Raw genomic sequence first — 25,674 nt, 5'->3', positions numbered from 1 at the left:
CCCTCGGCCTAGTACGAGAAGGCCATCGGCTTGTCGGCGTCACGGGTGTCGCCGCCGATCTTCGTGGGCGGGTTGAGGTCGGCCTCGGTCAGCTCCGGCGGGCCCGCCTTGACGTACTTCGCGAGCAGCTTGACCTCGACCACGGCGAGGATGGCGTACAGCGCGGTGAAGACGGTCATCGAGGTGAGGACCTCGCCCTGGGAGACACCGGGGGAGACGGCGTCCCGGGTCTGCAGGACGCCGTAGACGACCCACGGCTGGCGGCCCATCTCGGTGAAGATCCAGCCCCACGAGTTGGCGATCAGCGGGAAGGCAAGGGTCCAGGTCGCGATGCGCCAGTACCAGGGGGTGAGCTTCGGACTGAGCGCCGTGTTCTTGAACAGCACCAGGTGCGGCACCTCGTCCTCGCCGACCCTCAGGGCTTGCGGCAGCATGAACTTCTTGCGGGTCAGCCAGAGCCCGGCCAGCCCGATGGCGAAGGAGGCCATGCCGAAGCCGATCATCCAGCGGAAGCCCCAGAAGGCGACGGGGATGTTGGGCCGGTAGTCACCGGGCCCGAACTTCTGCTGCTCGGCCTTGTTCACGTCGTTGATGCCGGGCACGTACGAGGTGAAGCTGTCGTCGGCGAGGAAGGACAGCAGCCCCGGGATCTCGATGGCCACGGTGTTGTGGCCCTTGTCCACGTCGCCGTAGGCGAAGATCGAGAACGGTGCGGGCTTCTGGCCGTCCCACAGCGCCTCGGCGGCGGCCATCTTCATCGGCTGCTGCTTGAACATCACCTTGCCGAGGGTGTCGCCGCTGATCGCGGTGAGCAGGCCGGCGATGACCACGGTGACCAGGCCGAGCCGCAGCGAGGTCTTCATCTCGCGGATGTGCTTCTTGCGGGCCAGGTGGTAGGCGGAGATGCCCACCATGAAGGCACCACCGGTCAGGAAGGCCGCGGACAGGGTGTGGAAGGCCTGGCTGAGGGCGGTGTTCTGGGTCAGCACGGCCCAGAAGTCGGTCAGCTCGGCCCGCCCCCTGGCCTTGTCGATCTTGTAGCCGACCGGGTGCTGCATCCAGGAGTTCGCCGCCAGGATGAAGTACGCCGACAGGACCGTGCCGATCGAGACCATCCAGATGCAGGCCAGATGGATCTTCTTGGGCAGCTTGTCCCAGCCGAAGATCCACAGACCGATGAAGGTGGACTCGAAGAAGAACGCGATCAGCGCCTCGAAGGCGAGCGGCGCGCCGAAGATGTCACCGACGAAGCGCGAGTAGTCGGACCAGTTCATGCCGAACTGGAACTCCTGCACGATGCCGGTGACCACGCCCATCGCGATGTTGATCAGGAAGAGCTTGCCCCAGAACTTCGTCACCCTGAGGTACTTCTCCTTCTCCGTACGCACCCAGGCCGTCTGCAGCCCGGCCGTGAGGGCGGCCAGGGAGATCGTCAGCGGAACGAACAGGAAGTGGTAGACGGTGGTGATGCCGAACTGCCAGCGCGCCAGTGTCTCCGGCGCCAAAGCCAGGTCCACGTCGTCACTCTCCTTACTACGGCGTGGTACAGCGGCGGTTTGCCCCTTTTTGTTGCACACATACGGAGCAAACGAGACGCGCTTGTGAACGCGTTCACATTCACAAGCCATTATGACGTACTGATTTTCGGCCTGCGCAGGGGGGTCCCCCTCTGCCGTCACGTCAAGACCTCGGCGGCGACTTCTACAGGTGAGGAGGCGCATGTAGACACAGGCGTCTCTGTTTCACGTGAAACGGACGCCCGGCAGGTCGAGGACTGCCGCCTCACAGCCCCTGCACTGTCCTCGGCAGCGTGGAAGGGGACGCCGGCCTCCCGGCGTCTGTACGCGACGGCGCCCCCATCAGGGTGGAACTGATCGACGAGTAGCGCTACCGCCGGACTACAGCTCCTTGTGGAACCCCTCCGCCACCTTCAGGAAGATGTCGTTCGCCTCGGCCTCCCCGACCGTCACCCGCACACCCTCGCCCGGGAACGGCCGGATCACCACCCCGTGCTCCTCGCAGGCCTGTGCGAACGGGACCGTGCGCTCCCCCAGCCGCATCCACACGAAATTGGCCTGCGTCTCCGGCACCGTCCAGCCCTGGGCCCGCAGCGCGTCGACCACGCGGGTGCGCTCGCACACCAGCGAGCCCACCCGGCCCAGCAGCTCGTCCTCGGCCCGCAGTGAAGCGATCGCAGCCTCCTGTGCCAGCTGGCTCACTCCGAACGGCACCGCCGTCTTGCGCAGTGCCGCCGCCACCGGCTCATGGGCGATCGCGAAACCGACGCGCAGCCCGGCCAGCCCGTACGCCTTGGAGAAGGTCCGCAGGACGCAGACATTGGGCCGCTTCCGGTACAGCTCGACACCGTCGGGCACCTCGGGATCGCGGATGAACTCCCGGTAGGCCTCGTCCAGCACCACCAGTACATCAGCGGGCACCCGGTCGAGGAACCGCTCCAGCTCGGCCCGCCGCACCACCGTGCCGGTCGGGTTGTTGGGGTTGCAGACGAAGATCAGCCGGGTCCGGTCGGTGATCGCGTCCGCCATCGCGTCCAGGTCGTGCACATCGCCCGGCGTCAACGGCACCTGGACCGAACGGGCGCCGCTGATCTGCGTGATGATCGGGTACGCCTCGAACGACCGCCAGGCGTAGATCACCTCGTCGCCGGGGCCGCTGGTGGCCTGGATCAGCTGCTGGGCGACACCCACCGAGCCGGTGCCCGTGGCCAGGTCGGAGAGCGGTACACCGAAGCGGTCGGACAGCTCGTTCATCAGACCTGTGCAGGCCATGTCCGGGTAGCGGTTGAAGTCGCAGGCCGCAGCGGTCACGCTCTCCAGCACGCCGGGCAGCGGCGGGTACGGGTTCTCGTTGGAGGACAGCTTGTAGGCGACCGGTCCGCCGGCCGCGGCCGGCTTGCCCGGCTTGTAGGTGGGGATACCCTCCAGCTCGGCGCGCAGCTTGGGGCTCGTCTCGCTCACCGCAGTCCTCCTCGCGACCACCGGCGGCCTGTCGACACCGCCGGCATCCAATACTCCTCACCTTATGAGGATTCGGCGCCGCTGCGAACAGGTGCGGGACGCCCAGCGGTGCGGCCGCCGCCGGGGAAAGAGGCGAGGCTCACGTCTCCCACTGGCATCAAGGGCATCCTCGTACGAAGGCGTACGTTTCGGGGGGCGCGCCGTACATATATCTATGCGCCGGTAGCTTGCGCCGTGGCGCGCGTCCCCCGTGAAGGTGAGTTGAGACCTCTTCGAGACATCGGGGACTTGGTAGGTCCATCCGCGTCGACAAGTCACGTCTTACTATTGGATCAATCAACAACCTTGGTTTCCAAGGAAGTTGACCTCCCATGACCATGCAGAAACGTGCCTGTCAACGCGTGCATATGCGTCCGCACTACCCCACCGCATGAGCCCTACTATCGGCTCGCCATGACAGCAGCAGGGAAGCACCAGGTGAGCCGCGCGGAAACCTCACGTCGAGGCAGCCGGCCGGGTCGGGCGGGCATCAGAGACGTCGCCGCCGCCGCCGGGGTCTCCATCACGACCGTATCCGACGCCCTCAACGGCAAGGGCCGGCTCCCGGATGCCACCCGGCGCCATGTCCGCGAGGTCGCCGACCGGCTGGGGTACCGGCCCTCGGCCGCCGCCCGCACCCTCCGTACCGGCAAGTCGGGTCTGATCGGCCTGACCGTGACGACGTACGGGGATGAACCTTTCACCTTCACGGAGTTCGCCTACTTCGCCGAGATGGCCCGGGCCGCGACCTCGGCCGCGCTCGCCCGCGGCTACGCCCTGGTCATCCTGCCCGCGACCTCCCGCCACGACGTGTGGTCCAACGTCGCCCTGGACGGCACGGTCGTCATCGACCCCTCCGACCAGGACCCGGTGGTCAGCGAGCTGGTCCGGCAGGGGCTACCGGTCGTCTCGGACGGCCGCCCGGCCGGCGCGCTCCCCGTCACCGCCTGGGTCGACAACGACCACGAGGCCGCCGTACTCGGCATCCTCGACCACCTCGCCGCCGCCGGCGCCCGCCGCATCGGCCTGCTCACGGGCACCACGACGGACACGTACACCCATCTGTCGACCACCGCGTACCTGCGCTGGTGCGAACGGGTCGGCCAGGACCCGGTCTACGAGGCCTACCCGGCGCACGACCCGTGTGCCGGCGCCGTCGCCGCCGACCGGCTGCTCGCCCGCCCCGACCGGCCCGACGCGGTCTACGGACTGTTCGACCCCAACGGCACCGACCTGCTCGCCGCCGCCCGCCGCTACGGTCTGCGCGTCCCCGACGACCTGCTGCTGGTGTGCTGCAGCGAGTCCACCGTGTACGCCAGCACCGAGCCGCCCATCACCACCCTGTCCCTGAAGCCGCGCCGCATCGGCACCGCCGTCGTCCAGCTCCTCATCGACGCCATCGAGGGCGTCGAGTCGGACCAGCCGGTCGAGCAGGTGATACCGACCGAACTGATCGTGCGCACCTCCTCCCAGCGGCGGTCCCCGCGCACGACGGTCAGCCCGCCGCGGACACCGGACGAGAAGTAGCACCGCGCCCGCCGCACCGACCCCCACGGTCCCGGCCGGTGCGGCATAGGGTGATCGGTCACGGGATGCGGGCGGGGGTGGACCGAGAGTTCGGCCGGTCGACAGCCGGTCGAACATCTGCCCAAACGGGGCGAAAGCCGCGGCGAACTGGAGTCTTGTTCCGATTCACCACCCCTGGGTCATCACACGGCGCGACGCGCATTCCTATGATGGGCCCACGACACCGCGGACCGCTGCGACCAGGCAGTCCGAAGCGGTGCAGATGCGGCGCGATGGTGGAGGGGTCTGATGACTCAGGGGGCCGGTCAGGGACCCGATGCGGAGCGGACGGCGACGCTGCGCGACTTCCGGGTGCCCGCGTACGTCCACGAGACCGGTCCGTACGTCCAGCGCGTCCACCCCGGCGACGTCGTACCGCCCGCCGACGAGGCCTACCCCGAGGGCTACACCCCCACGCAGCGCGACCTGCCCGTCATCAACCGCGGTGACACCCTCCAGGTCCCCGTCGAGCCCGTCCCCGCCCCGGCCCCACAGCCGGCGACCGGGCCCGGACCGCTCTATGTCGTCGGTGACGTCCACGGCTACCTGGACGAGCTGGTGGCAGCCCTGCAGGAGCAGGGCCTGATCGATGCCTCGGGCCAGTGGTGCGCCGGCACCGCCCGGCTGTGGTTCCTCGGCGACTTCACCGACCGCGGCCCGGACGGCATCGGCGTCATCGACCTGGTCATGCGGCTGTCCGCCGAGGCCGCGGCGGCCGGCGGCTACTGCAAGGCCCTCATGGGCAACCACGAACTACTGCTCCTCGGCGCCAAACGGTTCGGCGACACCCCCGTCAACTCCGGTGCGGGCACGGCCACTTTCCAGGCGGCCTGGCTGCTCAACGGCGGCCAGAAGACCGACATGGACCGCCTCCAGGACCACCACCTGCAGTGGATGGCCCGCCTCGACGCCGTCGAGGAGGTCGACGGCTATCTGCTCCTCCACTCCGACACCACCGCCTACCTCGACTACGGCGACTCCATCGAGGCGGTCAACGACACCGTCCGCGAGGCTCTGACCCGCAACGACGCCGACGAGGTCTGGGACCTGTTCCGCAAGTTCACCAAGCGCTTCTCCTTCCGCGACGAGGGCGGCGCCGATGCCGTGCGCTCCCTCCTCGATACGTACGGCGGCACCCGGGTCGTTCACGGGCACAGCCCCATTCCCTATCTCCTCGGCCAGGTCGGCTCCGAGGACGGCGAGGAGAGCACCGGCCCGGTCGTCGAGGGACCGCACGTCTACGCCGACGGGCTCGCCATCGCCATGGACGGCGGAGTGACCATGGCCGGAAAACTGCTGGTCCAGCAACTGCCCCTGGACATCTGACCGTTCGTCGGGCAGGCATCCCCCAGCCGCGTACGCGCAGGCCGGACCGCAATTTCCGGCAATCCCCTGTCACCGTGCGCCGTCACGGCTCTACCATCGGCTTATCCGTAGCAGGCTCCCCTCCGTTTCTGCCCGACGGCTCGCCGGCGTGCGAGCCCCAAGCCCTACGGAGCATCGGGGGATGCACATGAACAGCGTTCCGCAGCACCTGCAGAGCGAGGACCGCCAGGAATTCGAGCGGCTCCTCGATGAGGCGCTGCGCTCCGCACCGCACCGACCGGAACTGGCCGCTGTCGGACAGCGGCTCAACTCCGAACAACTGCGCACCATGGCGCTCAACGCCTCCGCCCTGATCACGGCAGCCGCGGCGGCCGAGTACCAGCACTACGTCAAGCTGCGCGACGAACTGCGTCACCCGGCGCTGTCCGGCCCGTCGGCCGTCGGCGACTCCGAGGAGGCGGATCCTGGTTCGGCCGCCGCGGGTCTCGCCACCACCCTCGGTGAAGCCGCCGAGAGCACCGGCGCGGGCGCCATCGCGGTCATCGCCGTCCTGGCTCCCGTCCTGTCCGGAACCGCCGCGGTGATCTTCCTGCTCGTCGGCTACATCCTGAAGATGCTCGACCCCGGCCAGACCTTCGCCCGGACCATGCTCACCGCCGGCTGGGTGTTCGGCGCCATCACCGCGGCGACGATCCTCGTCGCCGCGGTCGGACTGCTGCTCACCGCCCTGCGCAACAGCACCGCTGCGGACGACCGGGCACGGGACGCGGCCCACGAGGAGCTGGCCAGGGCCAAGGAGGCCTGGCGGGACGCCCTGCTGGAGCGCGGCGTCCTGCCCTTCCTCCGGGAGGCACTCGCCGATCCCGGCACGACCGCCGGGAAACCCCAGACACCACCCGCACCAACCGGCCGGATACCCCGCCTCGGCTACGACCGCCCCGGCTTCAGCAGCCCCGACGACGGCACCGCGACCGGCCGCCCGAGCTTCAGCAGTCCCGACTACACGAGCCCGGACTTCGGCGGCCCCGAGCACCAGCCCGAGTGACCCGAGCGGCCCACCGGTGTGCTGCCATCACCCCGGCCGGCCACGAGCCTTACCGCCCCGCCGCACCAGCCGACCGTCGCGGGGCCGGCCGGCGCGGCGACTTCAGCGTGTGGCGCTCAGTCGGCGATCGGCAGGTACACCCGGTTGCCGGCGGCCGCGAACTCCTTCGACTTCTGTGCCATGCCCTCCTCGATCTCGGTCCGGCTGCCACCGTGCTCACGCCGGATGTCCTGCGAGATCTTCATGCTGCAGAACTTCGGGCCGCACATCGAGCAGAAGTGGGCCGTCTTGGCAGGCTCGGCCGGCAGGGTCTCGTCGTGGAACTCCCGTGCCGTGTCCGGGTCCAGCGCGAGGTTGAACTGGTCCTCCCACCGGAACTCGAAGCGGGCGTCGGACAGTGCGTCGTCCCACTCCTGCGCGCCGGGATGCCCCTTGGCGAGGTCCGCCGCGTGTGCGGCGATCTTGTAGGTGATGACGCCGGTCTTGACGTCGTCCCGGTTGGGCAGGCCCAGGTGCTCCTTGGGCGTGACGTAGCAGAGCATCGCCGTGCCCCACCAGGCGATCATCGCGGCGCCGATGCCGGAGGTGATGTGGTCGTACGCCGGCGCGACGTCCGTGGTCAGCGGGCCGAGCGTATAGAACGGGGCTTCATCGCAGATCTCCTGCTGAAGGTCGATGTTCTCCTTGATCTTGTGCATCGGGACGTGTCCCGGACCCTCGATCATGGTCTGTACGTGGAAACGCTTGGCGATCCGGTTGAGTTCCCCGAGCGTCCTCAACTCCGCGAACTGCGCCTCGTCGTTGGCGTCCGCGATCGAACCCGGCCGCAGGCCGTCGCCCAGCGAGTACGTGACGTCATAGGCGGCGAGGATCTCGCACAGCTCCTCGAAGTTCTCGTACAGGAACGATTCCTTGTGGTGCGCCAGGCACCACGCGGCCATGATCGAACCGCCGCGCGAGACGATGCCGGTCTTGCGGTTGGCGGTGAGCGGGACATACGGCAGCCGGACGCCTGCGTGGACCGTCATGTAGTCCACGCCCTGCTCGGCCTGCTCGATGACGGTGTCCTTGTAGATCTCCCAGGTCAGTTCCTCGGCCTTGCCGTCGACCTTCTCCAGGGCCTGGTAGAGCGGCACGGTGCCGATGGGGACGGGGGAGTTGCGCAGCACCCACTCGCGCGTGGTGTGGATGTTGCGGCCGGTGGACAGGTCCATGACCGTGTCGGCGCCCCAGCGGGTCGCCCAGGTCATCTTCTCGACCTCCTCCTCGATGGAGGACGTCACCGCGGAGTTGCCGATGTTGGCGTTCACCTTCACCAGGAACCGCTTGCCGATGATCATCGGCTCGATCTCCGGGTGGTTGACGTTGGCCGGCAGCACGGCCCGGCCCGCCGCGATCTCCTCGCGGACCACCTCGGGCGAGACGTTCTCCCGGAGGGCCACGAACTCCATCTCCGGCGTGATCTCGCCACGGCGGGCGTACGCGAGCTGGGTCACCGCCTGGCCGCTGCGACCCCGCCGCGGCTGACGCGGGCGTCCGGGGAAGACCGCGTCCAGGTTCCGCAGCCCGCCGCGCGGCGAGGTGTGCTTGATCCCGTCGTCCTCGGGACGGACCGGACGGCCCGCGTACTCCTCGGTGTCGCCGCGGGCGATGATCCAGTTCTCCCGCAGCGGCGGCAGGCCACGGCGGACGTCCGTGTCGACGAGTGGATCGGTGTACGGGCCTGACGTGTCGTACAGCGTGACCGACTGCCCGTTCGTGAGGTGCACCTGACGGACCGGCACACGCAGGTCGGGGCGCGAGCCCTCGACGTACGCCTTGTGCCAGCCGATGGACTTCCCGGCCTCCTGGGACTTCTCGTCCTGGACGGAGGCAGGCGTGCGTGCGTCCTTGTTGGCCATGAGACCTACTCCCTACGCCGGCATTACCCGGTAACAGGTTCGGCGGTCGACGCAGCGGTTTCCGTCTGCCGACATTTCCTGTGGAACACCTCTTGTTCCACGTGAAACATCGCGTGTACGGAGGTCAGCGCCCTCTCAGCCCGGTGCTCCGAGCTCCCGCGTGTGCAAAGGTGCCTCCACGCTAGCGTCATGTGTGGCGCGGTGAACAGTGGGCCCCCGCCGTTCTTGCGATGATCGGGCGGTGACCAGGATGGAGCAGTACCCCTACCAGCCGCCCGAGCCGCCCCGCCGAGACGGCCCGGAACAGGGCGACGGACACGGCCACGGTCCACGCGGCCACGGTCACTCACAAGGCAGTGGCCACTCGCACGGCCACAGCCACGGCCCCGCCGCGCCCGTCTCCCAGCACCTGCGCAAGGTCATCGCGGCGATCCTGGTCCCCTTCACCGCGGCGGTCCTGGTCGGCCTCGTGGTGCTCTGGCCCGGGCAAGCCCCCTCCCACAAGCGCACCGGCGTCGGCTTCGACCGGCAGACCCAGCAGGCCACGGTCACCCGGGTCGTCGAGGTCAGCTGCAAGTCGGTGAACGCGTCCGGCAGCACACCGACCGGCGACATCTCCACCGCCGAGGGCACGTCCGCGGAGGCGGAGGCCAACGGAACCTGCAAGAAGGCCACCATCCGGGTCGACACGGGCAAGGACGAGGGCCGTACCTTCACGGAGATCGTGCAGCCGGATCAGTCGCGGCAACTGCACCAGGGCGAGAAGGTCGTGGTCGCCTACGAGCCCTCGGCCCCCAAGGACCTGCAGTACTCGGTCACCGATGTGAACCGGAAGTTCCCCATGGCCCTGCTCGCGGGGATCTTCGCGGTGGCCGTCGTGGTGGTGGGCCGGCTGCGCGGTGTCATGGCGCTGGTCGCACTGGCCGTGAGTTTCCTCGTGCTGACGCTGTTCATCCTGCCGGCGATCCTGGAGGGGGCGAACCCGCTGCTGGTGGCCGTGGTGGGGTCGAGTGCCATCATGCTGATCGCCCTGTACATGTGCCATGGTCTGTCGGCGCGTACGTCGGTGGCCGTGCTCGGCACGCTGATCTCGCTCTCGCTGATCGGCGTGCTCGGCTCACTGTTCATCGGCTGGGCCGCGCTGACCGGCAACACGGACGACAACACCGGCCTGATCCACGGCCTGTATCCGTCGATCGACATGAGTGGCCTGCTGCTGGCCGGCGTCATCATCGGTTCGCTCGGCGTCCTGGACGACGTGACGGTGACACAGACCTCGGCCGTCTGGGAGCTGCACGAGGCCAACCCGTCGATGGGCTGGCGCGGGCTGTACCGGGCGGGCATCCGCATCGGCCGGGACCATATCGCGTCCGTGGTCAACACCCTCGTGCTCGCCTACGCCGGTGCCGCACTCCCGTTGCTGCTGCTGTTCTCCATCGCTCAGAGCAGCGTAGGCACCGTGGCCAACAGCGAGCTGGTGGCCGAGGAGATCGTGCGCACGCTGGTGGGCTCGATCGGTCTGGTCGCCTCGGTCCCGGTCACCACCGCGCTGGCCGCGCTCGTCGTGTCGGCCGACCGGCCCGGACCCGATGCCCCGGCGCCCGCCGGGGCACAGCTCGCACCGGCACGCGGCGGCCGGGGCCGACGCCGGAAGCGGTGACGCACGAGGGCTGACCGCCGGAAGCGGTCAGCCCCGCGGTGAGGTGGGCATCGCGGAGAGGAGGGCCCGCCGGAACGGGCCCCCGCCGCAGAAGCGTTCCTGCACCGTCCGGCGCGGCCACGGCGGATCACCCCGCCACCCTTGCCGTAACGCTTCAGCCGGCGCTCTGTTCCTCGGCCAGGATGCGGTCCAGGGCCTCGTCGAGATGAGCGTCGAAATCGGCGAGCGCACCCTCCTGGCCGAGCGGCACGAGCTTGTCCGTACGGTCGAGGAAGGCCACGAGCGGTGGCGCCGACGAGCGGAACAGGGCCTGGTCGCCACCGACCTGAAGCCGGATCAGCACCTCACCCAGCACCTCGGAATCGACGGGGGCGATGTGCACATCCCCCTCCCCGCACGGACGGCCGACCCCGTCGACCAGCAGCTCCCGCCCGAAAGCCCAGGTCACCGGGGCATCGCCGGGAAGATGAAAGGTGAGGCGTACGGCATACGGATCACAGGTCTCGTAGCGCAACTCCACCGGGATGCGGAAGGAGAGCTCCTCCGACACGAGAAAGCTCATCATGACTTCTGCCTGTACGGACTCGCGCATTGCCTATCCCGTCATATGACATCGACTGGCCGGGATTGATCCCTCTGACCGTGGTCAAATCTTGCTGAAAGTACACGAGAGATCACAAGCAGTAAGTTTTCAGATACTGATAGACAGCGCGAGGGACCCCAGATGCCGCCCGATCTCCGCCTGCAGCCGCTGCGCCACGGGCATCAGCCGGTCGGCCTGGTGGACGGGCAGGGAGACGGCCATGGTGGCCGCGGTGGTGCCGACCGTGATCGGGACCGCCGCGCAGACGGTGCCGACCGCGTACTCCTGGCGCTCCACCACCGGTTCCATGCGCCGCATCCGGGCCAGCCGCAGCAGCAGCGCGTCGTTGTCCCGCACGGTGTACGGCGTGATGGGCCGCACGGGATACCGGGCGAGGTGGTCGCGCCGTGCGTCCTCGTCCAGCTGGGAGAGCAGGCACTGTCCGATCGCGTGCGCATGGCCGGTCTCACGGAAGTCCGCCCACTCTTCCGCCGCGGGCGCCTGACGGGAGGCGGAGACGCACATGACCTCGATCTCACCGTCCCGGTACATCGCGTAGTACACCGGCACACCGATGGAATCGCGCCAGTGGGCGAGCGTGTCCACCACCGTGCTGCGACGTTTCTGCTGCGCTCCGCCGCGGCCCAGTCGCTCCGCCGCGTCACCGAGGAAGAACAGCCCCTTCTCGCGGCGCAGATAGCCCTCGTGGACCAAGGTGCGCAGCAGGTGGTACGTCGTGGGCAGCGCGATGCCGGTCTCACGGGCGAGTTGTTTGGCGGGTGCGCCGTATGCGTGCGCAGCGACGGTCTCCAGCAGGCGCATGGCGCGCTGGACGGACCCGATGAGCGTGGCGGTGGACGGAGGGGCGGCCGGTGGTCCCGGCCGGCCGGCGGAGGGCGGTGGTCCGGAGCGGTCCGCGGCACGCGGGGGTCCGGGGATCTCCGCCGCCTGTGGCTGGCCGGGGACGGCCAGGGGCACCGGTCGCTGGACGGAGGGCGCACAGGGGCGCGGTGGGGCGAGGGGTGCGTGGGGTGCGTGGGGTTCTGCCGGTGCGGTGTCAACCGTGGCCAAGGGTCACTCCCGGAGCGCGAGGGGCAGCCCGTGCGAGGAAGAGCACGGAGGGGGGTCTGCGCCGCCCACGGGGCCGGACCCCGTGGGGAGTTCCGGACTTTAACCGCCCGCCACCGCCCGCAGACGGCTCCCGGGGAAACTTCCCTCCCCCGAGGGAACCGGCCTCGTCACAGGTGACCGGCTCCCGGGGGCCTCACCAGTCGCTGCGCGACGAGGAGTTCCCCATGAACTTGCGGACGATGTAGATCAGTCCGCCGACCAGGGCGACGAAGACCAGCGCCTTGAACAGCAGGCCGATCACGAACCCGACCACCGTCGCTATCAGGCCGCCGAACACGACCAGGGCGATGACCGGCACCGCGACCCACTTCACCCACCACGGCAGCCCCGCGAAGATCTCTCGCATCGCCCTCGTCCTTTGCGTTCTCGTGCGTTGTCGATGTTCCGCACTCGATGCTAGGGCCGCGGAGGGCCCTCACGGGGGCCTCGCATCCCTTGTCCTCCCCTGATCCGTCCCCTAGGGAACCCGGGGCTGCAGGTCACGCCTCGGGCGGAGAGAACACGACGAGCACCCTGAGGTCCTCGCTGATGTGGTGGAACTTGTGGGCGACCCCGGCGGGCACGTACACGACGCTGCCCCGCGCCACCTGGGTCGTCTCCAGACCGACGGTGATCGAGGCCCGGCCGCTGACCACGAAGTACACCTCGTCCTGGCCGTGCGGCTTCTGCGGGTCGTGCTCGCCCGCGTTGAGGGCGTACAGGCCGACCGACATGTTCCGCTCGCGCAGGAACTGCAGGTAGGCGCCCTCGTTGGCGGCGCGTTCCGCCTCCAGTTCGTCCAGCCGGAATGCCTTCATCGCCGCTGCCGCCCTCGCCTCACTGCTCGCCGTTCCGCTGCCCGCCGTCGCACCGCTCGCCGTCCGTCCGGCCAGGGTGCGCCCGGTCTGCCACGATCAGACACATGAAGAATTTCGTAGTCAAGACGATCGCCAACGCGGGCGCCCTGGCGGTCGCGGTATGGCTGCTCGACAAGATCACTCTGACGGGTGACAGCACCGCCAAGAAGGCCGGCACGCTGATCGTCGTCGCGTTGGTCTTCGGTCTGGTGAACTGGTTGGTCAAGCCGATCGTGAAGGTGCTCACCTTCCCGCTGTTCATCCTGACCCTGGGCCTGATCACCCTGGTCGTGAACGCGCTGATGCTGCTGCTGACCTCCTGGGTGTGCGGCAAGCTCGACCTGAGTTTCCACGTGGAGGGATTCTGGACGGCAGTCGTCGGCGGTCTGATCGTTTCCGTCGTCTCCTGGGCGCTGCACGTCGTCCTGCCCGACGAGGACTGAGCGCATGACCTACCGTGTCTGTTTCGTGTGCACCGGCAACATCTGCCGCTCCCCGATGGCCGAGTCCGTCTTCCGCGCGCGCGTGGCGGAGGCCGGGCTGGAGGACCTGGTGACGGTCGACAGCGCCGGCACCGGCGGCTGGCACGAGGGCGAGCCCGCCGACCCGCGTACCGTCTCGGTCCTGGAGGAGCACGGCTACGACAGCGAGCACGTCGCCCGCCAGTTCCTGCCGTCGTGGTTCGCCCGCCTCGACCTCGTGATCGCCCTCGACACCGGCCATCTCAAGGCCCTGCGCCGCCTCGCGCCCACCGAGGAGGACACGCGCAAGATACGCCTGCTGCGCTCCTACGACCCCGCCACCGGCGACGACCTCGACGTGCCGGACCCGTACTACGGGGGCCGGGACGGCTTCGAGGAGTGCCTTGAGATGGTGGAGGCGGCGAGCACCGGTCTGCTCGCCGCCGTACGGGACGAACTGGAAGGACGGGCGGCATGAGCGATGCCACGAAGGACGAGGGCCGCACCGGCGACGGCACGCGCGCGGTACGGGCCGGACTGCCCGAGCCGGCCAAGAACGAGCCGACCCTGCCCGGACCGGTGTTCGCGGCCCACTTCCACCTGCCCGGCGAGGTATCGGGACCGTATGCGTACGGCCGTGACGACAACCCGACCTGGACGTTGCTGGAGCGCGCCGTCAGCGAGCTGGAGGCGCCCGGGCGGGAGGACGCCGAGACGCTGGTGTTCGCCTCCGGCATGGCGGCGATCTCCGCCGTGCTGTTCTCGCAGCTGCGCGCCGGAGACGCGGTCGTGCTGCCGTCCGACGGCTACCAGGTGCTGCCGCTGGTAGGCGCCCAGCTGGAGGCGTACGGCATCGAGGTGCGCACCGCGCCGACCGGCGGGGACGCCCAGCTGGAGGTGCTCGACGGGGCGCGGCTGCTGTGGATCGAGTCGCCTTCCAACCCCGGGCTCGATGTCTGCGACATCCGGCGCCTGGCCGAGGCGGCCCACGCGCGTGGCGCACTGGTGGCCGTCGACAACACCCTCGCCACTCCGCTCGGCCAGCGCCCGCTGGAGCTGGGCGCCGACTTCTCCGTGGCCAGCGGTACCAAGCAGCTCACCGGCCATGGCGATGTCCTGCTGGGTTACGTCACCGGCCACAACACCGAGGCGATGGCCGCCGTGCGCCGCTGGCGCAAGATCGTCGGCGCGATCTCCGGCCCCATGGAGGCCTGGCTCGCGCACCGGTCCATCGCCACGCTCCAGCTGCGCGTCGACCGGCAGAACGCCACCGCCCTCGCCGTCGCGGAGGCGCTGCGACAGCGGCCCGAGGTCTCCGGCCTGCGCTACCCGGGCCTGCCCGACGACCCCTCGCACAAGATCGCCGCGCAGCAGATGCGCCGCTACGGCTCCGTCGTCTCCTTCACCCTGCCCACGCGCACGCGTGCCGAGCGTTTTCTGGCTGCCCTGCGGCTGGTGGAGGACGCGACGAGCTTCGGCGGGGTGCGGTCCACGGCCGAACGCCGCCGCCGCTGGGGCGGGGACGCCGTCCCTGAGGGCTTCATCCGCATGTCCGTCGGCGCCGAGGACCCTGAGGACCTGGTGGCCGACGTGCTGCGCGCCCTGGACGAGTCCGCCGAATAGCGTCCGCGTCCCTCGCCGATGCCGTCAGGACGGTCCGAGCCTCCCCCCTCGTGGCTCGGACCGTCTGCGGCTTTCGCGAGGGAAAGTCCGCGCGACCCAGGCTAGTTGACTCTGCGTCAGTGTCCAATCACGGTAGCGACAGAGACCTATCGACTTATTTATAGTTGGTGCCTGCCTGGGGGCCGGAGGAGGCAGCGACAGGGGAGGGCATGCCCATGGATCTGGCCTTGCTGCGGACCTTCGTCACCGTGCACAGAGCCGGCTCCTTCACCCGCGCCGCCGCTCTGCTCGGCCTCTCCCAGCCCGCCGTCACCTCGCAGATCCGCACGCTGGAGCGCCAGCTCGGCAGACCGCTGTTCCTTCGTCAGGCGCGCGGGGTGACCCCGACGACGATCGGCGATGAACTCGCACAGAGGGCCGCACCGCATCTCGACGCCCTGGTGGAGATAGTGGAGAGCGGCCTGGACGACGAGTCCTCGTCCCGGACGCTGCACCTGGCCGGGCCTCCGGAGTTCACCGCCGAACGTGCTCTGCCGGCGCTTACCGGGCTGACCGGCGACGACGGCCGGAGCTTCGCGCTACGGGCCTCCTTCGGGACGGCCGAGGAGGCGCTGGAGGGGCTGGCCTGCGGCCACCATGATCTGGCCATCAGCACGGCACGGCCGCGCGGAGCCCTGCTGACCGCCGTTCCGCTCTGCGACGAGGAGCATGCGCTGGTCGCGGCCCCACGCTGGGCGGGGCGGATCGGCTCGGACACCTTGCGGCTGAAGGGCGCTCCGGCCCTGGAGCGCCTGCCGCTCGTAGAGGTCCACGAGTCACTGCCGTTCGTCTCGCGCTACTGGGCCTCCGTCTTCGACTCCCGGCCGGCCGCCACGGGCACGGTCATCGTGCCCGATCTGCGGGCCGTACTCTCCTGCGTGATCGCCGGGGCCGGACTGGCGGTGCTGCCCCGCTATCTCTGTGCCCCGGCACTGGAGCGGGGAACGATCGCCACCCTCCACGACCCGCCGGTCCCTCCGCTGCGCACGTACTTCCTCGTGGTGCGGACCGGCACGCTCGCCCTGCCCCATATCGCGCGCGCCCATGAGTGGCTCCAGCGCGCCGCCACGGCCTGGAGCTGACGCCGTCGCCCGTGCACGCACTGCGGTCATGTCGTGGCACTTTGCGATGTTTCACGTGGAACCAGCCGGGCCACATTTCTCCCATGACCGTCCGACCCGTGGTCAAGCGCACCGCCCGTGCCATTCTCCTGGACGGTGACGACCTGATCCTGATCAAGCGCACCAAGCCCGGTGTCGATCCCTACTGGGTCACCCCCGGTGGTGGAGTCGAACCCGGGGACTCGACCGTCGTGGACGCCCTCCACCGGGAGGTGTACGAGGAACTCGGCGCCAAGATCACCGATGTGGTGCCGTGTTTTGTGGACACGGTGGAACACATCGGGGAGGACGGCGGCGCGACCGGGGTGAAGGTGCAGCACTTCTTCGTCTGTCGGCTGGAGTCCATGGACCCGGCCCTGCGTCACGGCCCTGAAGTGGACGAGCCGGCCGGTGAGTACGAGATCGTCCGCGTCCCGTTCACCCGCGTCGGCATCGCTTCCGTCCATCTCGTCCCGCTGTCCCTGCGCCACTACCTGGACGGGAACATCGAAGGGGTACGGGCCATGCACGCCCCCGACCTCGGCTAGGCGCGGTCAGCCCGCGCCGACGAGCAGTTCCTCCAACACCGTGTCGTGCCGTACCACCCCGAACTCCACACAGAGATCGAAGAAATGAACGCTCGCCATGGCCCGAGGCCAGTGGGCTGTCGGTGTTTCACGTGAAACACACAGAGCTGTCCATCGCCTGTGCGCAGGGCCACGAGATGGCCAAAAGCACCTGCGTCCGCATCGAAACGGGTGGACGGCGGGGGTGCCGGTCGGACAGCCTGACCTGCGTGCCAACTCCTTCCCTCACCGCTCTGCCCATTCGCCGCCTGACGCTTCGCGATCTCCCTGCCTGCGCCGACCTGTCCGAGGACCGGGGGTGGCCACGCGAGGAACACAAGTGGGGCTTCCTTCTCACAGCCGGGAAGGGCTTCGGCATCGACGACCCCGAGGGCGGCCTAGTCGCCGCCTGCGTGGTCACGGAGTACGGCGCGTGGGGACGGCCGGATCTCGGCGCCATCGGCATGGTTCTGGTGGCCGAACGCCACGCCCGGCGGGGCGTCGGGCGCCGCCTGATGCGGCACGTACTGTCGAGCATGGGGACCACTCCGCTGACCCTGCACGCCACGCCGTACGGCCGTCCTCTCTACGAGGAGCTGGGCTTCAAGGTGACCGGCCGGGCGGAGATGCTGACGGGCCGCTTCGTTCCCGGCGGCCAGGTTTCCGAGGTCGCCACGCGTGCCGCCACCGCAGAAGACCTCCCGGCGATCCTCCACCTGGATGAGGAGGTGTTCGGCACCGATCGCACCTCTCTCATCACCCGCCTGCCCGCCTTCGCCGATCAGCTGCGAGTGGCCGAGGAGGGCGGCCGGCTCATCGGCTACACCGCCGCGTGGCCCAACATGGACACCCATGTCGTCGGTCCGCTGATCGCCCGGGACACGGAGACCGCCAAGGCACTGATCGCCTCGCTGGCGGCCCGTACGGACCGTCCGCTGCGGACCGACATCGACGTGCGCCATGAAGAGCTGCTGGCCTGGGCGAAGGAACGGGGACTGGCCTCCGTGGCCTTCAACTCGGTGATGACCTATGGCATCACAGACCTGCCGGGGGACTGGACCCGGCGGTTCGCACCGCTGACGGTCGCCGCAGGCTGAGCGTACGACGCGGACCGGCCCCGCCGCTTGAAGCGGCGGGGCCGGTGTCATGAGGTCCGGGCTGTAGCTGTGGCTCAGGCGAGTGCCTGCACGGCCGCGGTGGCGAAGCCGTGGTCCTGGTCCGGAGCACCGCCGCCGACACCGATCGCGCCGACCAGCCGGCCGTCGCGGTGGACCGGGACACCGCCCGCGATGAACAGCAGGGGCCGGTCGAGCGCCGTGGGCAGGGTGTGGAAGAGGCCGCCGGGCTGGACGGCGTCGACGAGGTCGGCGGTGGGCGCGTTCAGCTGGAGAGCCGTGTAGGCCTTGCGGGTGCTGGTCTCGCCGGAGATCAGCACGGCGCGGTCATCCCGGCGGAAGGCGAGCAGGTGGCCGCCGGCGTCCAGGACGGTGACGCTGACGGCGACTCCGGCGTCCTCGGCCGCCCGCCGGGCGGTGGCGACCAGCAGCTCGGCGTCCTCGATGGTGAGCGGGGCGACGGCGGTGGTGGTCATGGAGATGTCTCCTCCGATGGTGCTGTGGTGGGTGCTTGCCGTACCGGAAGAGCCCCGGTACGGAGGCCTGTGGGTGTGAGGCGCCCGGGGGTGCGGGCGCTCAGTGGTGGACGGGGGTCCGCTGCTCCGCCGGCGTGCCGGAGGCGGTCACGGTGCCGTGGGCGCCGTCGCGGCGCTCCAGGGCAGCCGAGACGAAGGCGAGGACCAGGGCGGCAGCGGCGAGAACGGCACCGACCCAGTTGGGAGACGTGTAGCCGAAGCCGGCCGCGATCACGAGGCCGCCGAGCCAGGCGGACAGGGCGTTGCCCAGGTTGAAGGCGCCGATGTTGACGGCCGAGGCGAGCGTCGGAGCGCCGTGCGCCTGGTCGAGGACCCGCTTCTGCAGCGGCGGCACGGTGGCGAAACCGAGGGCGCCGATCAGGGCGATGGTCACCGCCGCCGCGATCTTGTTGTGGGCGGTGAGTGTGAAGAGCGCCAGGACGACGGCCAGGGCGCCCAGGGAGACGTACAGCATCGGCATCAGGGCGCGGTCGGCGAACTTGCCGCCGAGGAGGTTGCCGCCGACCATGCCGAGGCCGAACAGCACCAGCAGCCAGGTGACCGAGCCGTCGGCGAAGCCGGCGATGTGGGTCATCATCGGGGCGATGTACGTGATGGCCGCGAAGACACCGCCGAAGCCGAGGACGGTCATGGCCATGGCCAGCAGGACCTGGGCGTTCTTGAAGGCGGCCAGCTCGTGGCGCAGGTGTACGCCCTCCGGCCGCGGCAGCTCGGGAACGAGCTTGGCGATGCCGGCGAGGCCGACGACACCGAGGGCGGCGACGATGCCGAAGGTGACGCGCCAGCCGGCGCTCTGCCCGATGAACGTGCCCAGCGGGACGCCGACGACATTGGCGATGGTCAGACCGGTGAACATCATGGCGATGGCGCCGGCCTTCTTGTGGGGCGCGACCAGCTCGGCGGCGACGACCGAGCCGATGCCGAAGTAGGCACCGTGGGCGAGCGAAGCGACCACTCGTCCGATCAGCATGACCGCGAAGACCGGGGCGACGGCCGAGAGCAGGTTCCCGGCGATGAACAGGCCCATCAGCAGCATCAGCATCCGCTTGCGCGGGACCTTGGTGCCGAGCACGGTCATCAGCGGAGCGCCGATGACCACACCGAGCGCATAGCCGGTCACGAGAAGGCCCGCCATGGGGATGGATACCCCGAAGTCGTCCGCGACCTCGGGCAGCAAGCCCATGATCACGAACTCGGTGGTTCCGATTCCGAAGGCCCCGATCGCGAGGGCCAGAAGCGCGAGAGGCATGAGGGGGTACACCTTCCCAGACGATTGCAGGAGCGCTTTGCGTTCATTCACAATAGTTGCAGACGCGGGCTAAATGCAAGCGACGTCTATTGCGGTGGTGCTCTACTCTTGTGATGCAGCCACTCCGGGACGGAGGAAAACGCCAATGACAGCGACGGACCCCGCGCTCACCGCCCTCGCACAGGGCTGGTGCGCCCTTTCTGCGCTGCACGGACGGATCGAGGCGCACATCGAGCGCGCTCTGCAGGCCAAGCACGACCTGAGCGTCCGCGAGTACTCACTGCTGGACGTCCTCAGCCGACAGCACGAAGGCGAGGGCGGGCATCTGCAGATGAAGCAGGTCGCCGACGCGGTCGTACTCAGCCAGAGCGCCACCACACGCCTCGTGACCCGGCTGGAGGACCGCGGCCTGCTGGAGCGCTATCTGTGCCCCACCGACCGCCGCGGCATCTACACCAACGTCACCCCGGCGGGCCTGCGGCTGCTGGAGGAGGCACGGCCCACCAATGACGCCGCCCTGCGCGAAGCCCTGGACAGCGCCGCCCAGAACCCTGAACTGGCGCCGCTGGTGCGAGTCGTGGAGTCCCTGAACGTGCCCGCGTAGGGTGCGCTCATGGGAGATCTTGAGATACGTGCCGCGACCGCCGGCGACCTCCCGGCGATCGTGGCCATGCTCGCTGACGATCCGCTCGGGGCCCAGCGCGAGTCGCCCGGCGATCTCACGCCGTACCGGAACGCGCTTGAACGCCTCACCGCCGACCCCAACCAGCATGTCGTCGTCGCCGTACGCGAAGGCCGCGTGATCGGGACCCTCCAGCTGACGATCATCCCTGGGCTCTCACACAAGGGGGCCACTCGTGCGCTCATCGAGGCCGTGCGCATCCACGCCGACGAGCGGGGCAGCGGGCTGGGCAGCCGGCTGATCGAGTGGGCGATCGACACCTCCCGACGGCTCGACTGCCAGATGGTGCAGCTCACGTCCGACAAGTCGCGGACCGATGCCCACCGCTTCTACGAGCGACTGGGCTTCACCGCCTCGCACGAGGGCTTCAAGCTGCGCCTTTGACGGCTGCCCGTAGAACGGGACAGGGGGGTGTTTCACGTGAAACACCCCCCTTGTGTATGTCCGGGCTAGCCGATGCCCCGCCATCCCTCCGGGTCCACGCCACCGGGCACCGGGGCCTCGGGGTCGTACGGCTGCCGGGTGAACACGAACGAGCCCAGATCGAGGTGGCTCACCGACCCGTCCGGACGCCGTACGGGCCGCAGCAGCTCACCGGCGTAGTAGCCCTCCAGCCCCGTCCAGGTGCCGTCACCGTTCGCACGGAAGCGGGCCTTCCGTCCGCCACCCGCCAGTGGCGCCAGCGCCAGCAGGCCGTCGGCGGTCGCACGCAGGCCGAAAGCCTGGGTGCCCCAGTACCACTGCCCCACCAGCTCCAGTACTGCCGGGTCGACCTCACGCAGCGGCCGCCAGGGCTCGGGGATGCGCGGCTCCGCCTCCGCGACGATCCGGACGAGATCCGCTCCCACGGCACCCAGCAGCGGACCACTGGTGCAGTTGGCGAGCACCACCGCGGCCACATCGTCCTCCACGCTGATCGTGAGGTTGGCCAGAAATCCCGGCAGGGAGCCGGAGTGCCCGACGAGCAGCCGGCCGTCACGGCACTGGATCTGCATGCCCAGGCCGTACGTGACCCCGTCCACCACATCCGCGGTCTCGGCTTGCGCCGCCGGAGTACGCATCTCCCGGACGGACTCCGCACTCAGGACCCGCTCGTCTCCCCGGGCCAGAAACGCGGCGAACCGCGCCAGGTCCCCGGTGGTCGACCAGAGCTGGCCGGCCGGCGCCATCCGGCCCAAGTCCTCCGTCGGCTCGGGCAGCATCGCGTCAGCCCACGGGTGCACCGCCCATCCGCCCGCGTGCGGGGGTTCCGGCTGCGTGCTCGTCCGGTGCAGGGCCAGTGGCTCCAGGATCTCCGCGCGCAGCACCTCCTCCCACGGGGCGCCGCGCAGTTCTTCCACCAAGGCGCCGAGAACGGTGTAGCCGGGGTTGGAGTAGTGGTGCCGTCGGCCGACGGGATGCAGGAGGGGCTGTTCCCCGAGCACATCGCTCAGTTCGGGCCGCAGGGAGCCGGGCGTCCGCTCCCACCAGGGCGCGGGCGATTCGGCCGCCAACCCCGCGGTGTGGGCGAGCAGTTCCGCGATCGTCGCCTCCCCCGCGCCGGTACCCGGCAGATGCTTCTCCAGCGGGTCGCCGAGATCGAGGACGCCCTCGTCTCGCAGCCGCATCACCAGTACGGCGGTGAAGGTCTTGGTGATGGATCCGATCCGGTACTGCACGGTCTCGTCCGGTCCGTGCCCGTCCACCGAGGTCCGCGCCCCGTGCCACACGGCCTGCCCGTCCCGTACCACGGCGGCGACCAGTGACGGAGCCCGTCCTTCGGCCTGAGCGACGGCGATCCGGTGCAGCAAGGCCCGGCGGGTGGCGGGGAGCAGCGCTTCCTGAGTTCTCGTCATGGGGCCAGTCCACCTGGTGTGGAGGCGGGCGTCGAATGCATTTGCCGTGCGATCCCTGCCGTGCCCGCGCGCACCCTGCCCGTAACCGCGGCCGGGCCCGGTGGATCAGGTCTGGGCCATGTCCACGAAACGCGAGTAGTGGCCCTGGAAGGCGACCGTGATGGTGGCCGTCGGACCGTTTCGGTGCTTAGCGACGATCAGGTCCGCCTCGCCAGCGCGCGGGGACTCCTTCTCGTACGCGTCCTCACGGTGCAGCAGGATGACCATGTCGGCGTCCTGCTCGATGGAACCGGACTCACGCAGGTCGGAGACCATCGGCTTCTTGTCGGTCCGCTGCTCGGGACCACGGTTGAGCTGCGAGAGCGCGATGACCGGGATCTCCAGCTCCTTCGCCAGCAGCTTGAGGTTACGGGACATGTCCGAGACCTCCTGCTGACGGCTCTCGGCGCGCTTGGAGCCACCGGACTGCATCAGCTGGAGGTAGTCGATGACGACCAGCTTCAGGTCGTTGCGCTGCTTCAGGCGCCGGCACTTGGCGCGGATCTCCATCATCGACAGGTTCGGGGAGTCGTCGATGTACAGCGGCGCGGCCGACACGTCCGGCATGCGACGGGCGAGCCGTGTCCAGTCCTCGTCGGTCATCGTGCCGGACCGCATGTGGTGCAGGGCGACCCGGGCCTCAGCGGACAGCAGACGCATCGCGATCTCGTTGCGGCCCATTTCGAGGGAGAAGATGACGCTCGGGAGGTTGTGCTTGATGGAGGCGGCCCGCGCGAAGTCCAGGGCGAGGGTCGACTTACCCATGGCGGGACGGGCCGCGATGACGATCATCTGGCCCGGGTGGAGGCCGTTCGTCAGCGAGTCGAAGTCCGTGAACCCGGTGGGCACACCCGTCATCTCGCCGCTGCGGGACCCGATCGCCTCGATCTCGTCGAGGGCGCCTTCCATGATGTCGCCGAGCGGGAGGTAGTCCTCGCTGGTGCGCTGCTCGGTGACGGCGTAGATCTCGGCCTGGGCGCGGTTGACGATCTCGTCCACGTCTCCGTCAGCCGCGTATCCCATCTGCGTGATGCGCGTACCGGCTTCGACCAGACGGCGCAGGACGGCCCGCTCGTGGACGATCTCCGCGTAGTACTCGGCGTTGGCCGCCGTCGGCACGGTCTGGACGAGGCTGTGCAGATACGCGGCGCCGCCGACCTTGTTGATCTCGCCGCGCTTGGTGAGTTCGGCGGCGATGGTGATCGGGTCGGCCGGCTCCCCCTTGGCGTAGACGTCCAGGATGGCCTGGTAGATCGTCTCGTGCGCGGGCTTGTAGAAGTCGTGGCCCTTGAGGATCTCCACGACATCGGCGATGGCGTCCTTGGACAGCAGCATGCCGCCCAGCACGGACTGCTCGGCGTCCAGATCCTGCGGCGGCACCCGCTCGAAGGACGAACCCCCGCCGTCCCAGGCGCCGTTCTCCCCGCCCCGGTCGTGCTGCTCGTCACGACCCCGGCCGACGTCACCGCGCCGACGGGAGGCCGGCAGACGATCACTGGGTCCGGTGTCGGCCCACGGATCGTCCAAGGGCTCGGAAATGCTCACCGAGCCACCTCCTCCCGTCCGCACGGCGGACCTCGCCGTGTCCTCTTTTGTACGGCACGGCACTGACAAATAAGACGCCCAACTCCGGTTCTGGCGCGTCGGGTTTGTGACGGTTCCGAGGCCCGAAGAAGGACACCTTCGGGGCCCGGTGAAGGAGCGGGCGCCGGACCACCGTAGGCCCGTCGGCACCGTCAGCCAATCTGGTTATCCACAGGCCATGTGGACGACGGCCCGGATGCTGTGGAGAACTCACCGAAACCTGTGCACGACCCGGTGGAAAGCCCTGTGAACAAGCCCTCGCTCCGACCGAGACCGAGCCCCTGACCTGCGCTTTTGTGATCCACTGGCTGTGCAGAGAAAAAACTTCCCCAGTCGGGCCAAGATCGCTTCGAACGGCACCCGAAAGGACACGACCCGCGACCAACAGTAAGGACCACCTACGGATTGCATCTCTTACCTGTGGACGATTACATTGATGCTCATGACACAGGCTCCAGAGATCCCCAAGGCCACCTGGCGTCGGCACGACCGAGAGATCGTCGCGCTGGCCGTCCCGGCCTTCGGCGCCCTCGTCGCCGAGCCTCTCTTCGTCATGGCGGACAGTGCGATCGTCGGCCATCTCGAAACCGCCCAGCTCGCCGGTCTCGCCGTCGCCTCGGCGCTCCTCACCACCGCCGTGAGTGTCTTCGTCTTCCTCGCCTACGCCACCACGGCCGGCGTGGCCCGCCGCGTCGGCGCCGGTGATCTCCCGGCGGCCATCCGGCAGGGCATGGACGGCATCTGGCTGGCGCTGCTGCTCGGCCTCGCCGTCATCGCCGTCGTCCTGCCCCTCGCGCCCGGCATCGTGGACCTCTTCGGCGCCTCCCCGACCGCCGCCCCCTACGCCATCACCTATCTGCGCATCTCCGCGCTGGGCATCCCGGCCATGCTCATCGTCCTGGCCGCGACCGGAGTGCTGCGTGGCCTGCAGGACACCAAGACCCCGCTCTACGTCGCCGTCGCGGGATTCATCGCCAACGCCGCGCTCAACGCGGGGCTCGTCTACGGCGCCGGACTCGGTATCGCCGGTTCCGCCTGGGGCACGGTCATCGCACAGTTCGGCATGGCAGCCGTGTACCTGGCCGTCGTAGTCCGCGGGGCGCGACGGCACGGCGCCTCTCTCCGGCCGGACGCCGCCGGTATCCGGGCCTCGGCTCAGGCAGGCGTCCCGCTGCTGGTCCGCACGCTGTCCCTGCGGGCGATCCTCATGATCGCCACGGCGGTCGCGGCCCGTCTCGGTGACGCCGACATCGCCGCGCACCAGATCGTCCTGTCCCTGTGGAGCCTGCTGTCCTTCGCGCTCGACGCGATAGCGATCGCGGGACAGGCCATCATCGGCCGCTACCTCGGAGCGGACGACGCTCAGGGAGCCCGCGAAGCGTGCCGCCGCATGGTCCAGTGGGGCGTCGCGACCGGTGTCGTGCTGGGCCTCCTCGTGGTGGCCGCACGACCGCTTTTCCTGCCGCTGTTCACCAGCGACTCCCTGGTGAAGGACGCCGCCCTGCCGGCCCTTCTGCTCGTGGCGCTGTCGCAGCCCATCTGCGGAATCGTCTTCGTCCTGGACGGGATCCTCATGGGCGCGGGGGACGGCCCGTATCTGGCCTGGGCCATGGTCGTCACCTTGGCGGTGTTCGCTCCGGCGGCCCTACTCGTTCCCACGGTCGGCGGCGGCCTCACCGCCCTTTGGGGCGCGATGACGTTGATGATGGCGGTCCGCATGCTGACCCTGTGGCTGCGAACCCGCTCGGGCCGCTGGATCGTGACGGGTGCGACCCGCTGA

At 69.5% G+C, this 25,674-nt stretch carries 24 protein-coding genes and 1 riboswitch; of the genes, 13 read left to right on the top strand and 11 right to left on the bottom strand.

Annotated elements, in window-relative coordinates; translation table 11 throughout:
* Window positions 1-8: 8 nt before the first annotated feature.
* A complete protein-coding gene (locus tag AB0L21_RS08920) occupies window positions 9-1,517 on the bottom strand; it encodes a cytochrome ubiquinol oxidase subunit I (protein ID WP_365782991.1) in 1,509 nt (502 codons plus the stop codon).
* A 381-nt stretch (window positions 1,518-1,898) separates the two neighbouring features.
* Window positions 1,899-2,978, bottom strand: a complete 1,080-nt coding sequence (hisC, locus tag AB0L21_RS08915; protein WP_365700256.1) for a histidinol-phosphate transaminase — start codon at window positions 2,976-2,978, stop codon at window positions 1,899-1,901.
* Window positions 2,979-3,431: 453 nt separating this feature from the next.
* Here hisC and AB0L21_RS08910 point away from each other — a divergent pair, with 453 nt between their 5' ends.
* The 3 genes from AB0L21_RS08910 to AB0L21_RS08900 all read left to right on the top strand — a co-directional run bounded on the left by AB0L21_RS08910 (window position 3,432) and on the right by AB0L21_RS08900 (window position 6,954).
* Window positions 3,432-4,544, top strand: coding sequence for a LacI family DNA-binding transcriptional regulator (locus AB0L21_RS08910; protein ID WP_030982269.1), 1,113 nt, complete (start codon window positions 3,432-3,434; stop codon window positions 4,542-4,544).
* A 288-nt stretch (window positions 4,545-4,832) separates the two neighbouring features.
* On the top strand, window positions 4,833-5,909 hold the full coding sequence (locus AB0L21_RS08905) for a metallophosphoesterase (protein WP_365782989.1): 1,077 nt from the start codon (window positions 4,833-4,835) through the stop codon (window positions 5,907-5,909).
* A 181-nt stretch (window positions 5,910-6,090) separates the two neighbouring features.
* Entirely contained in the window at window positions 6,091-6,954 is an 864-nt protein-coding gene (locus AB0L21_RS08900) for a hypothetical protein (RefSeq protein ID WP_365700252.1), read from the top strand.
* Window positions 6,955-7,070: 116 nt separating this feature from the next.
* Here AB0L21_RS08900 and thiC read toward each other — a convergent pair whose 3' ends face one another.
* On the bottom strand, window positions 7,071-8,855 hold the full coding sequence (gene thiC, locus AB0L21_RS08895) for a phosphomethylpyrimidine synthase ThiC (protein ID WP_365782987.1): 1,785 nt from the start codon (window positions 8,853-8,855) through the stop codon (window positions 7,071-7,073).
* Window positions 8,848-9,025: riboswitch (TPP riboswitch) on the bottom strand. Its footprint overlaps the gene before it by 8 nt.
* Window positions 9,026-9,096: 71 nt before the next feature.
* Between thiC and AB0L21_RS08890 the strand changes: the two genes are divergently transcribed.
* Window positions 9,097-10,515: a YibE/F family protein gene (locus AB0L21_RS08890; protein WP_365700248.1), complete on the top strand. Its 1,419-nt coding sequence runs from the start codon at window positions 9,097-9,099 to the stop codon at window positions 10,513-10,515.
* Window positions 10,516-10,669: 154 nt separating this feature from the next.
* On the opposite strand, the gene AB0L21_RS08885 is transcribed toward AB0L21_RS08890, so the two are convergent.
* The 4 genes from AB0L21_RS08885 to AB0L21_RS08870 form a co-directional block, all read right to left on the bottom strand.
* The gene (locus AB0L21_RS08885; protein ID WP_365700246.1) at window positions 10,670-11,107 is read right to left on the bottom strand and encodes an SsgA family sporulation/cell division regulator; all 438 of its coding nucleotides are present in this window, start codon (window positions 11,105-11,107) and stop codon (window positions 10,670-10,672) included.
* A 99-nt stretch (window positions 11,108-11,206) separates the two neighbouring features.
* Window positions 11,207-11,941, bottom strand: coding sequence for an IclR family transcriptional regulator C-terminal domain-containing protein (locus AB0L21_RS08880; RefSeq protein ID WP_365783066.1), 735 nt, complete (start codon window positions 11,939-11,941; stop codon window positions 11,207-11,209).
* Between the two features lie 421 nt (window positions 11,942-12,362).
* Window positions 12,363-12,575, bottom strand: a complete 213-nt coding sequence (locus AB0L21_RS08875) for a DUF5326 family protein (RefSeq protein WP_030640080.1) — start codon at window positions 12,573-12,575, stop codon at window positions 12,363-12,365.
* A 133-nt stretch (window positions 12,576-12,708) separates the two neighbouring features.
* The gene (locus tag AB0L21_RS08870; protein ID WP_208033166.1) at window positions 12,709-13,026 is read right to left on the bottom strand and encodes a cupin domain-containing protein; all 318 of its coding nucleotides are present in this window, start codon (window positions 13,024-13,026) and stop codon (window positions 12,709-12,711) included.
* 104 nt (window positions 13,027-13,130) lie between these two features.
* On the opposite strand from AB0L21_RS08870, the gene AB0L21_RS08865 reads away from it, so the two are divergent.
* The 6 genes from AB0L21_RS08865 to AB0L21_RS08840 all read left to right on the top strand — a co-directional run bounded on the left by AB0L21_RS08865 (window position 13,131) and on the right by AB0L21_RS08840 (window position 17,951).
* Entirely contained in the window at window positions 13,131-13,508 is a 378-nt protein-coding gene (locus AB0L21_RS08865; RefSeq protein WP_365700241.1) for a phage holin family protein, read from the top strand.
* Window positions 13,509-13,512: 4 nt separating this feature from the next.
* Window positions 13,513-14,004: a low molecular weight protein-tyrosine-phosphatase gene (locus tag AB0L21_RS08860; protein WP_365782985.1), complete on the top strand. Its 492-nt coding sequence runs from the start codon at window positions 13,513-13,515 to the stop codon at window positions 14,002-14,004.
* Window positions 14,001-15,149: a cystathionine gamma-lyase gene (locus AB0L21_RS08855; protein WP_365782983.1), complete on the top strand. Its 1,149-nt coding sequence runs from the start codon at window positions 14,001-14,003 to the stop codon at window positions 15,147-15,149. Before AB0L21_RS08860 ends, AB0L21_RS08855 begins: the two co-directional genes overlap by 4 nt.
* Before the next feature lie 215 nt (window positions 15,150-15,364).
* A complete protein-coding gene (locus AB0L21_RS08850; RefSeq protein WP_365783064.1) occupies window positions 15,365-16,270 on the top strand; it encodes a LysR family transcriptional regulator in 906 nt (301 codons plus the stop codon).
* 83 nt (window positions 16,271-16,353) lie between these two features.
* The gene (locus AB0L21_RS08845) at window positions 16,354-16,836 is read left to right on the top strand and encodes an NUDIX hydrolase (protein WP_365700233.1); all 483 of its coding nucleotides are present in this window, start codon (window positions 16,354-16,356) and stop codon (window positions 16,834-16,836) included.
* 248 nt (window positions 16,837-17,084) lie between these two features.
* Complete coding sequence (locus AB0L21_RS08840) at window positions 17,085-17,951, top strand: GNAT family N-acetyltransferase (RefSeq protein ID WP_365782981.1); 867 nt, start codon at window positions 17,085-17,087, stop codon at window positions 17,949-17,951.
* Window positions 17,952-18,025: 74 nt separating this feature from the next.
* Here the strand turns inward: AB0L21_RS08840 and AB0L21_RS08835 are convergent, their stop codons facing one another.
* On the bottom strand, window positions 18,026-18,445 hold the full coding sequence (locus AB0L21_RS08835; protein ID WP_365700229.1) for a heme-binding protein: 420 nt from the start codon (window positions 18,443-18,445) through the stop codon (window positions 18,026-18,028).
* Window positions 18,446-18,545: 100 nt separating this feature from the next.
* Window positions 18,546-19,754 (bottom strand): MFS transporter, encoded by a 1,209-nt coding sequence (locus AB0L21_RS08830; protein WP_365782979.1) that lies wholly within the window; start codon window positions 19,752-19,754, stop codon window positions 18,546-18,548.
* Between the two features lie 145 nt (window positions 19,755-19,899).
* On the opposite strand from AB0L21_RS08830, the gene AB0L21_RS08825 reads away from it, so the two are divergent.
* Both AB0L21_RS08825 and AB0L21_RS08820 read left to right on the top strand, forming a co-directional pair.
* Window positions 19,900-20,358: a MarR family transcriptional regulator gene (locus tag AB0L21_RS08825; protein ID WP_365700225.1), complete on the top strand. Its 459-nt coding sequence runs from the start codon at window positions 19,900-19,902 to the stop codon at window positions 20,356-20,358.
* A gap of 9 nt (window positions 20,359-20,367) precedes the next feature.
* On the top strand, window positions 20,368-20,820 hold the full coding sequence (locus tag AB0L21_RS08820; RefSeq protein ID WP_365782977.1) for a GNAT family N-acetyltransferase: 453 nt from the start codon (window positions 20,368-20,370) through the stop codon (window positions 20,818-20,820).
* 65 nt (window positions 20,821-20,885) lie between these two features.
* Here the strand turns inward: AB0L21_RS08820 and AB0L21_RS08815 are convergent, their stop codons facing one another.
* Both AB0L21_RS08815 and dnaB read right to left on the bottom strand, forming a co-directional pair.
* Window positions 20,886-22,271 carry a serine hydrolase domain-containing protein gene (locus AB0L21_RS08815; RefSeq protein ID WP_365782975.1) on the bottom strand — a complete coding sequence of 462 codons (1,386 nt, stop codon included), beginning with the start codon at window positions 22,269-22,271 and terminating at the stop codon, window positions 20,886-20,888.
* 105 nt (window positions 22,272-22,376) lie between these two features.
* A complete protein-coding gene (gene dnaB / locus AB0L21_RS08810) occupies window positions 22,377-23,855 on the bottom strand; it encodes a replicative DNA helicase (protein WP_365700219.1) in 1,479 nt (492 codons plus the stop codon).
* A gap of 475 nt (window positions 23,856-24,330) precedes the next feature.
* On the opposite strand from dnaB, the gene AB0L21_RS08805 reads away from it, so the two are divergent.
* On the top strand, window positions 24,331-25,674 hold the full coding sequence (locus tag AB0L21_RS08805; protein WP_365782973.1) for an MATE family efflux transporter: 1,344 nt from the start codon (window positions 24,331-24,333) through the stop codon (window positions 25,672-25,674).

It is taken from the genome of Streptomyces sp. NPDC052721, from assembly GCF_040678315.1.
GTDB lineage: Bacteria > Actinomycetota > Actinomycetes > Streptomycetales > Streptomycetaceae > Streptomyces.
This window is presented reverse-complemented; position numbering and strand designations above follow the sequence as displayed.

Bases quoted from the DNA above. Each gene is read 5' to 3' on its own strand.
- AB0L21_RS08910 (WP_030982269.1), top strand. From the start codon at position 3,432: ATGACAGCAGCAGGGAAGCACCAGGTGAGCCGCGCGGAAACCTCACGT.
- AB0L21_RS08905 (WP_365782989.1), top strand. From the start codon at position 4,833: ATGACTCAGGGGGCCGGTCAGGGACCCGATGCGGAGCGGACGGCGACG.
- AB0L21_RS08900 (WP_365700252.1), top strand. From the start codon at position 6,091: ATGCACATGAACAGCGTTCCGCAGCACCTGCAGAGCGAGGACCGCCAG.
- thiC (WP_365782987.1), bottom strand. From the start codon at position 8,855: ATGGCCAACAAGGACGCACGCACGCCTGCCTCCGTCCAGGACGAGAAG.
- AB0L21_RS08885 (WP_365700246.1), bottom strand. From the start codon at position 11,107: ATGCGCGAGTCCGTACAGGCAGAAGTCATGATGAGCTTTCTCGTGTCG.
- AB0L21_RS08875 (WP_030640080.1), bottom strand. From the start codon at position 12,575: ATGCGAGAGATCTTCGCGGGGCTGCCGTGGTGGGTGAAGTGGGTCGCG.
- AB0L21_RS08870 (WP_208033166.1), bottom strand. From the start codon at position 13,026: ATGAAGGCATTCCGGCTGGACGAACTGGAGGCGGAACGCGCCGCCAAC.
- AB0L21_RS08865 (WP_365700241.1), top strand. From the start codon at position 13,131: ATGAAGAATTTCGTAGTCAAGACGATCGCCAACGCGGGCGCCCTGGCG.
- AB0L21_RS08860 (WP_365782985.1), top strand. From the start codon at position 13,513: ATGACCTACCGTGTCTGTTTCGTGTGCACCGGCAACATCTGCCGCTCC.
- AB0L21_RS08855 (WP_365782983.1), top strand. From the start codon at position 14,001: ATGAGCGATGCCACGAAGGACGAGGGCCGCACCGGCGACGGCACGCGC.
- AB0L21_RS08850 (WP_365783064.1), top strand. From the start codon at position 15,365: ATGGATCTGGCCTTGCTGCGGACCTTCGTCACCGTGCACAGAGCCGGC.
- AB0L21_RS08845 (WP_365700233.1), top strand. From the start codon at position 16,354: ATGACCGTCCGACCCGTGGTCAAGCGCACCGCCCGTGCCATTCTCCTG.
- AB0L21_RS08835 (WP_365700229.1), bottom strand. From the start codon at position 18,445: ATGACCACCACCGCCGTCGCCCCGCTCACCATCGAGGACGCCGAGCTG.
- AB0L21_RS08830 (WP_365782979.1), bottom strand. From the start codon at position 19,754: ATGCCTCTCGCGCTTCTGGCCCTCGCGATCGGGGCCTTCGGAATCGGA.
- AB0L21_RS08825 (WP_365700225.1), top strand. From the start codon at position 19,900: ATGACAGCGACGGACCCCGCGCTCACCGCCCTCGCACAGGGCTGGTGC.
- AB0L21_RS08820 (WP_365782977.1), top strand. From the start codon at position 20,368: ATGGGAGATCTTGAGATACGTGCCGCGACCGCCGGCGACCTCCCGGCG.
- AB0L21_RS08815 (WP_365782975.1), bottom strand. From the start codon at position 22,271: ATGACGAGAACTCAGGAAGCGCTGCTCCCCGCCACCCGCCGGGCCTTG.
- AB0L21_RS08805 (WP_365782973.1), top strand. From the start codon at position 24,331: ATGCTCATGACACAGGCTCCAGAGATCCCCAAGGCCACCTGGCGTCGG.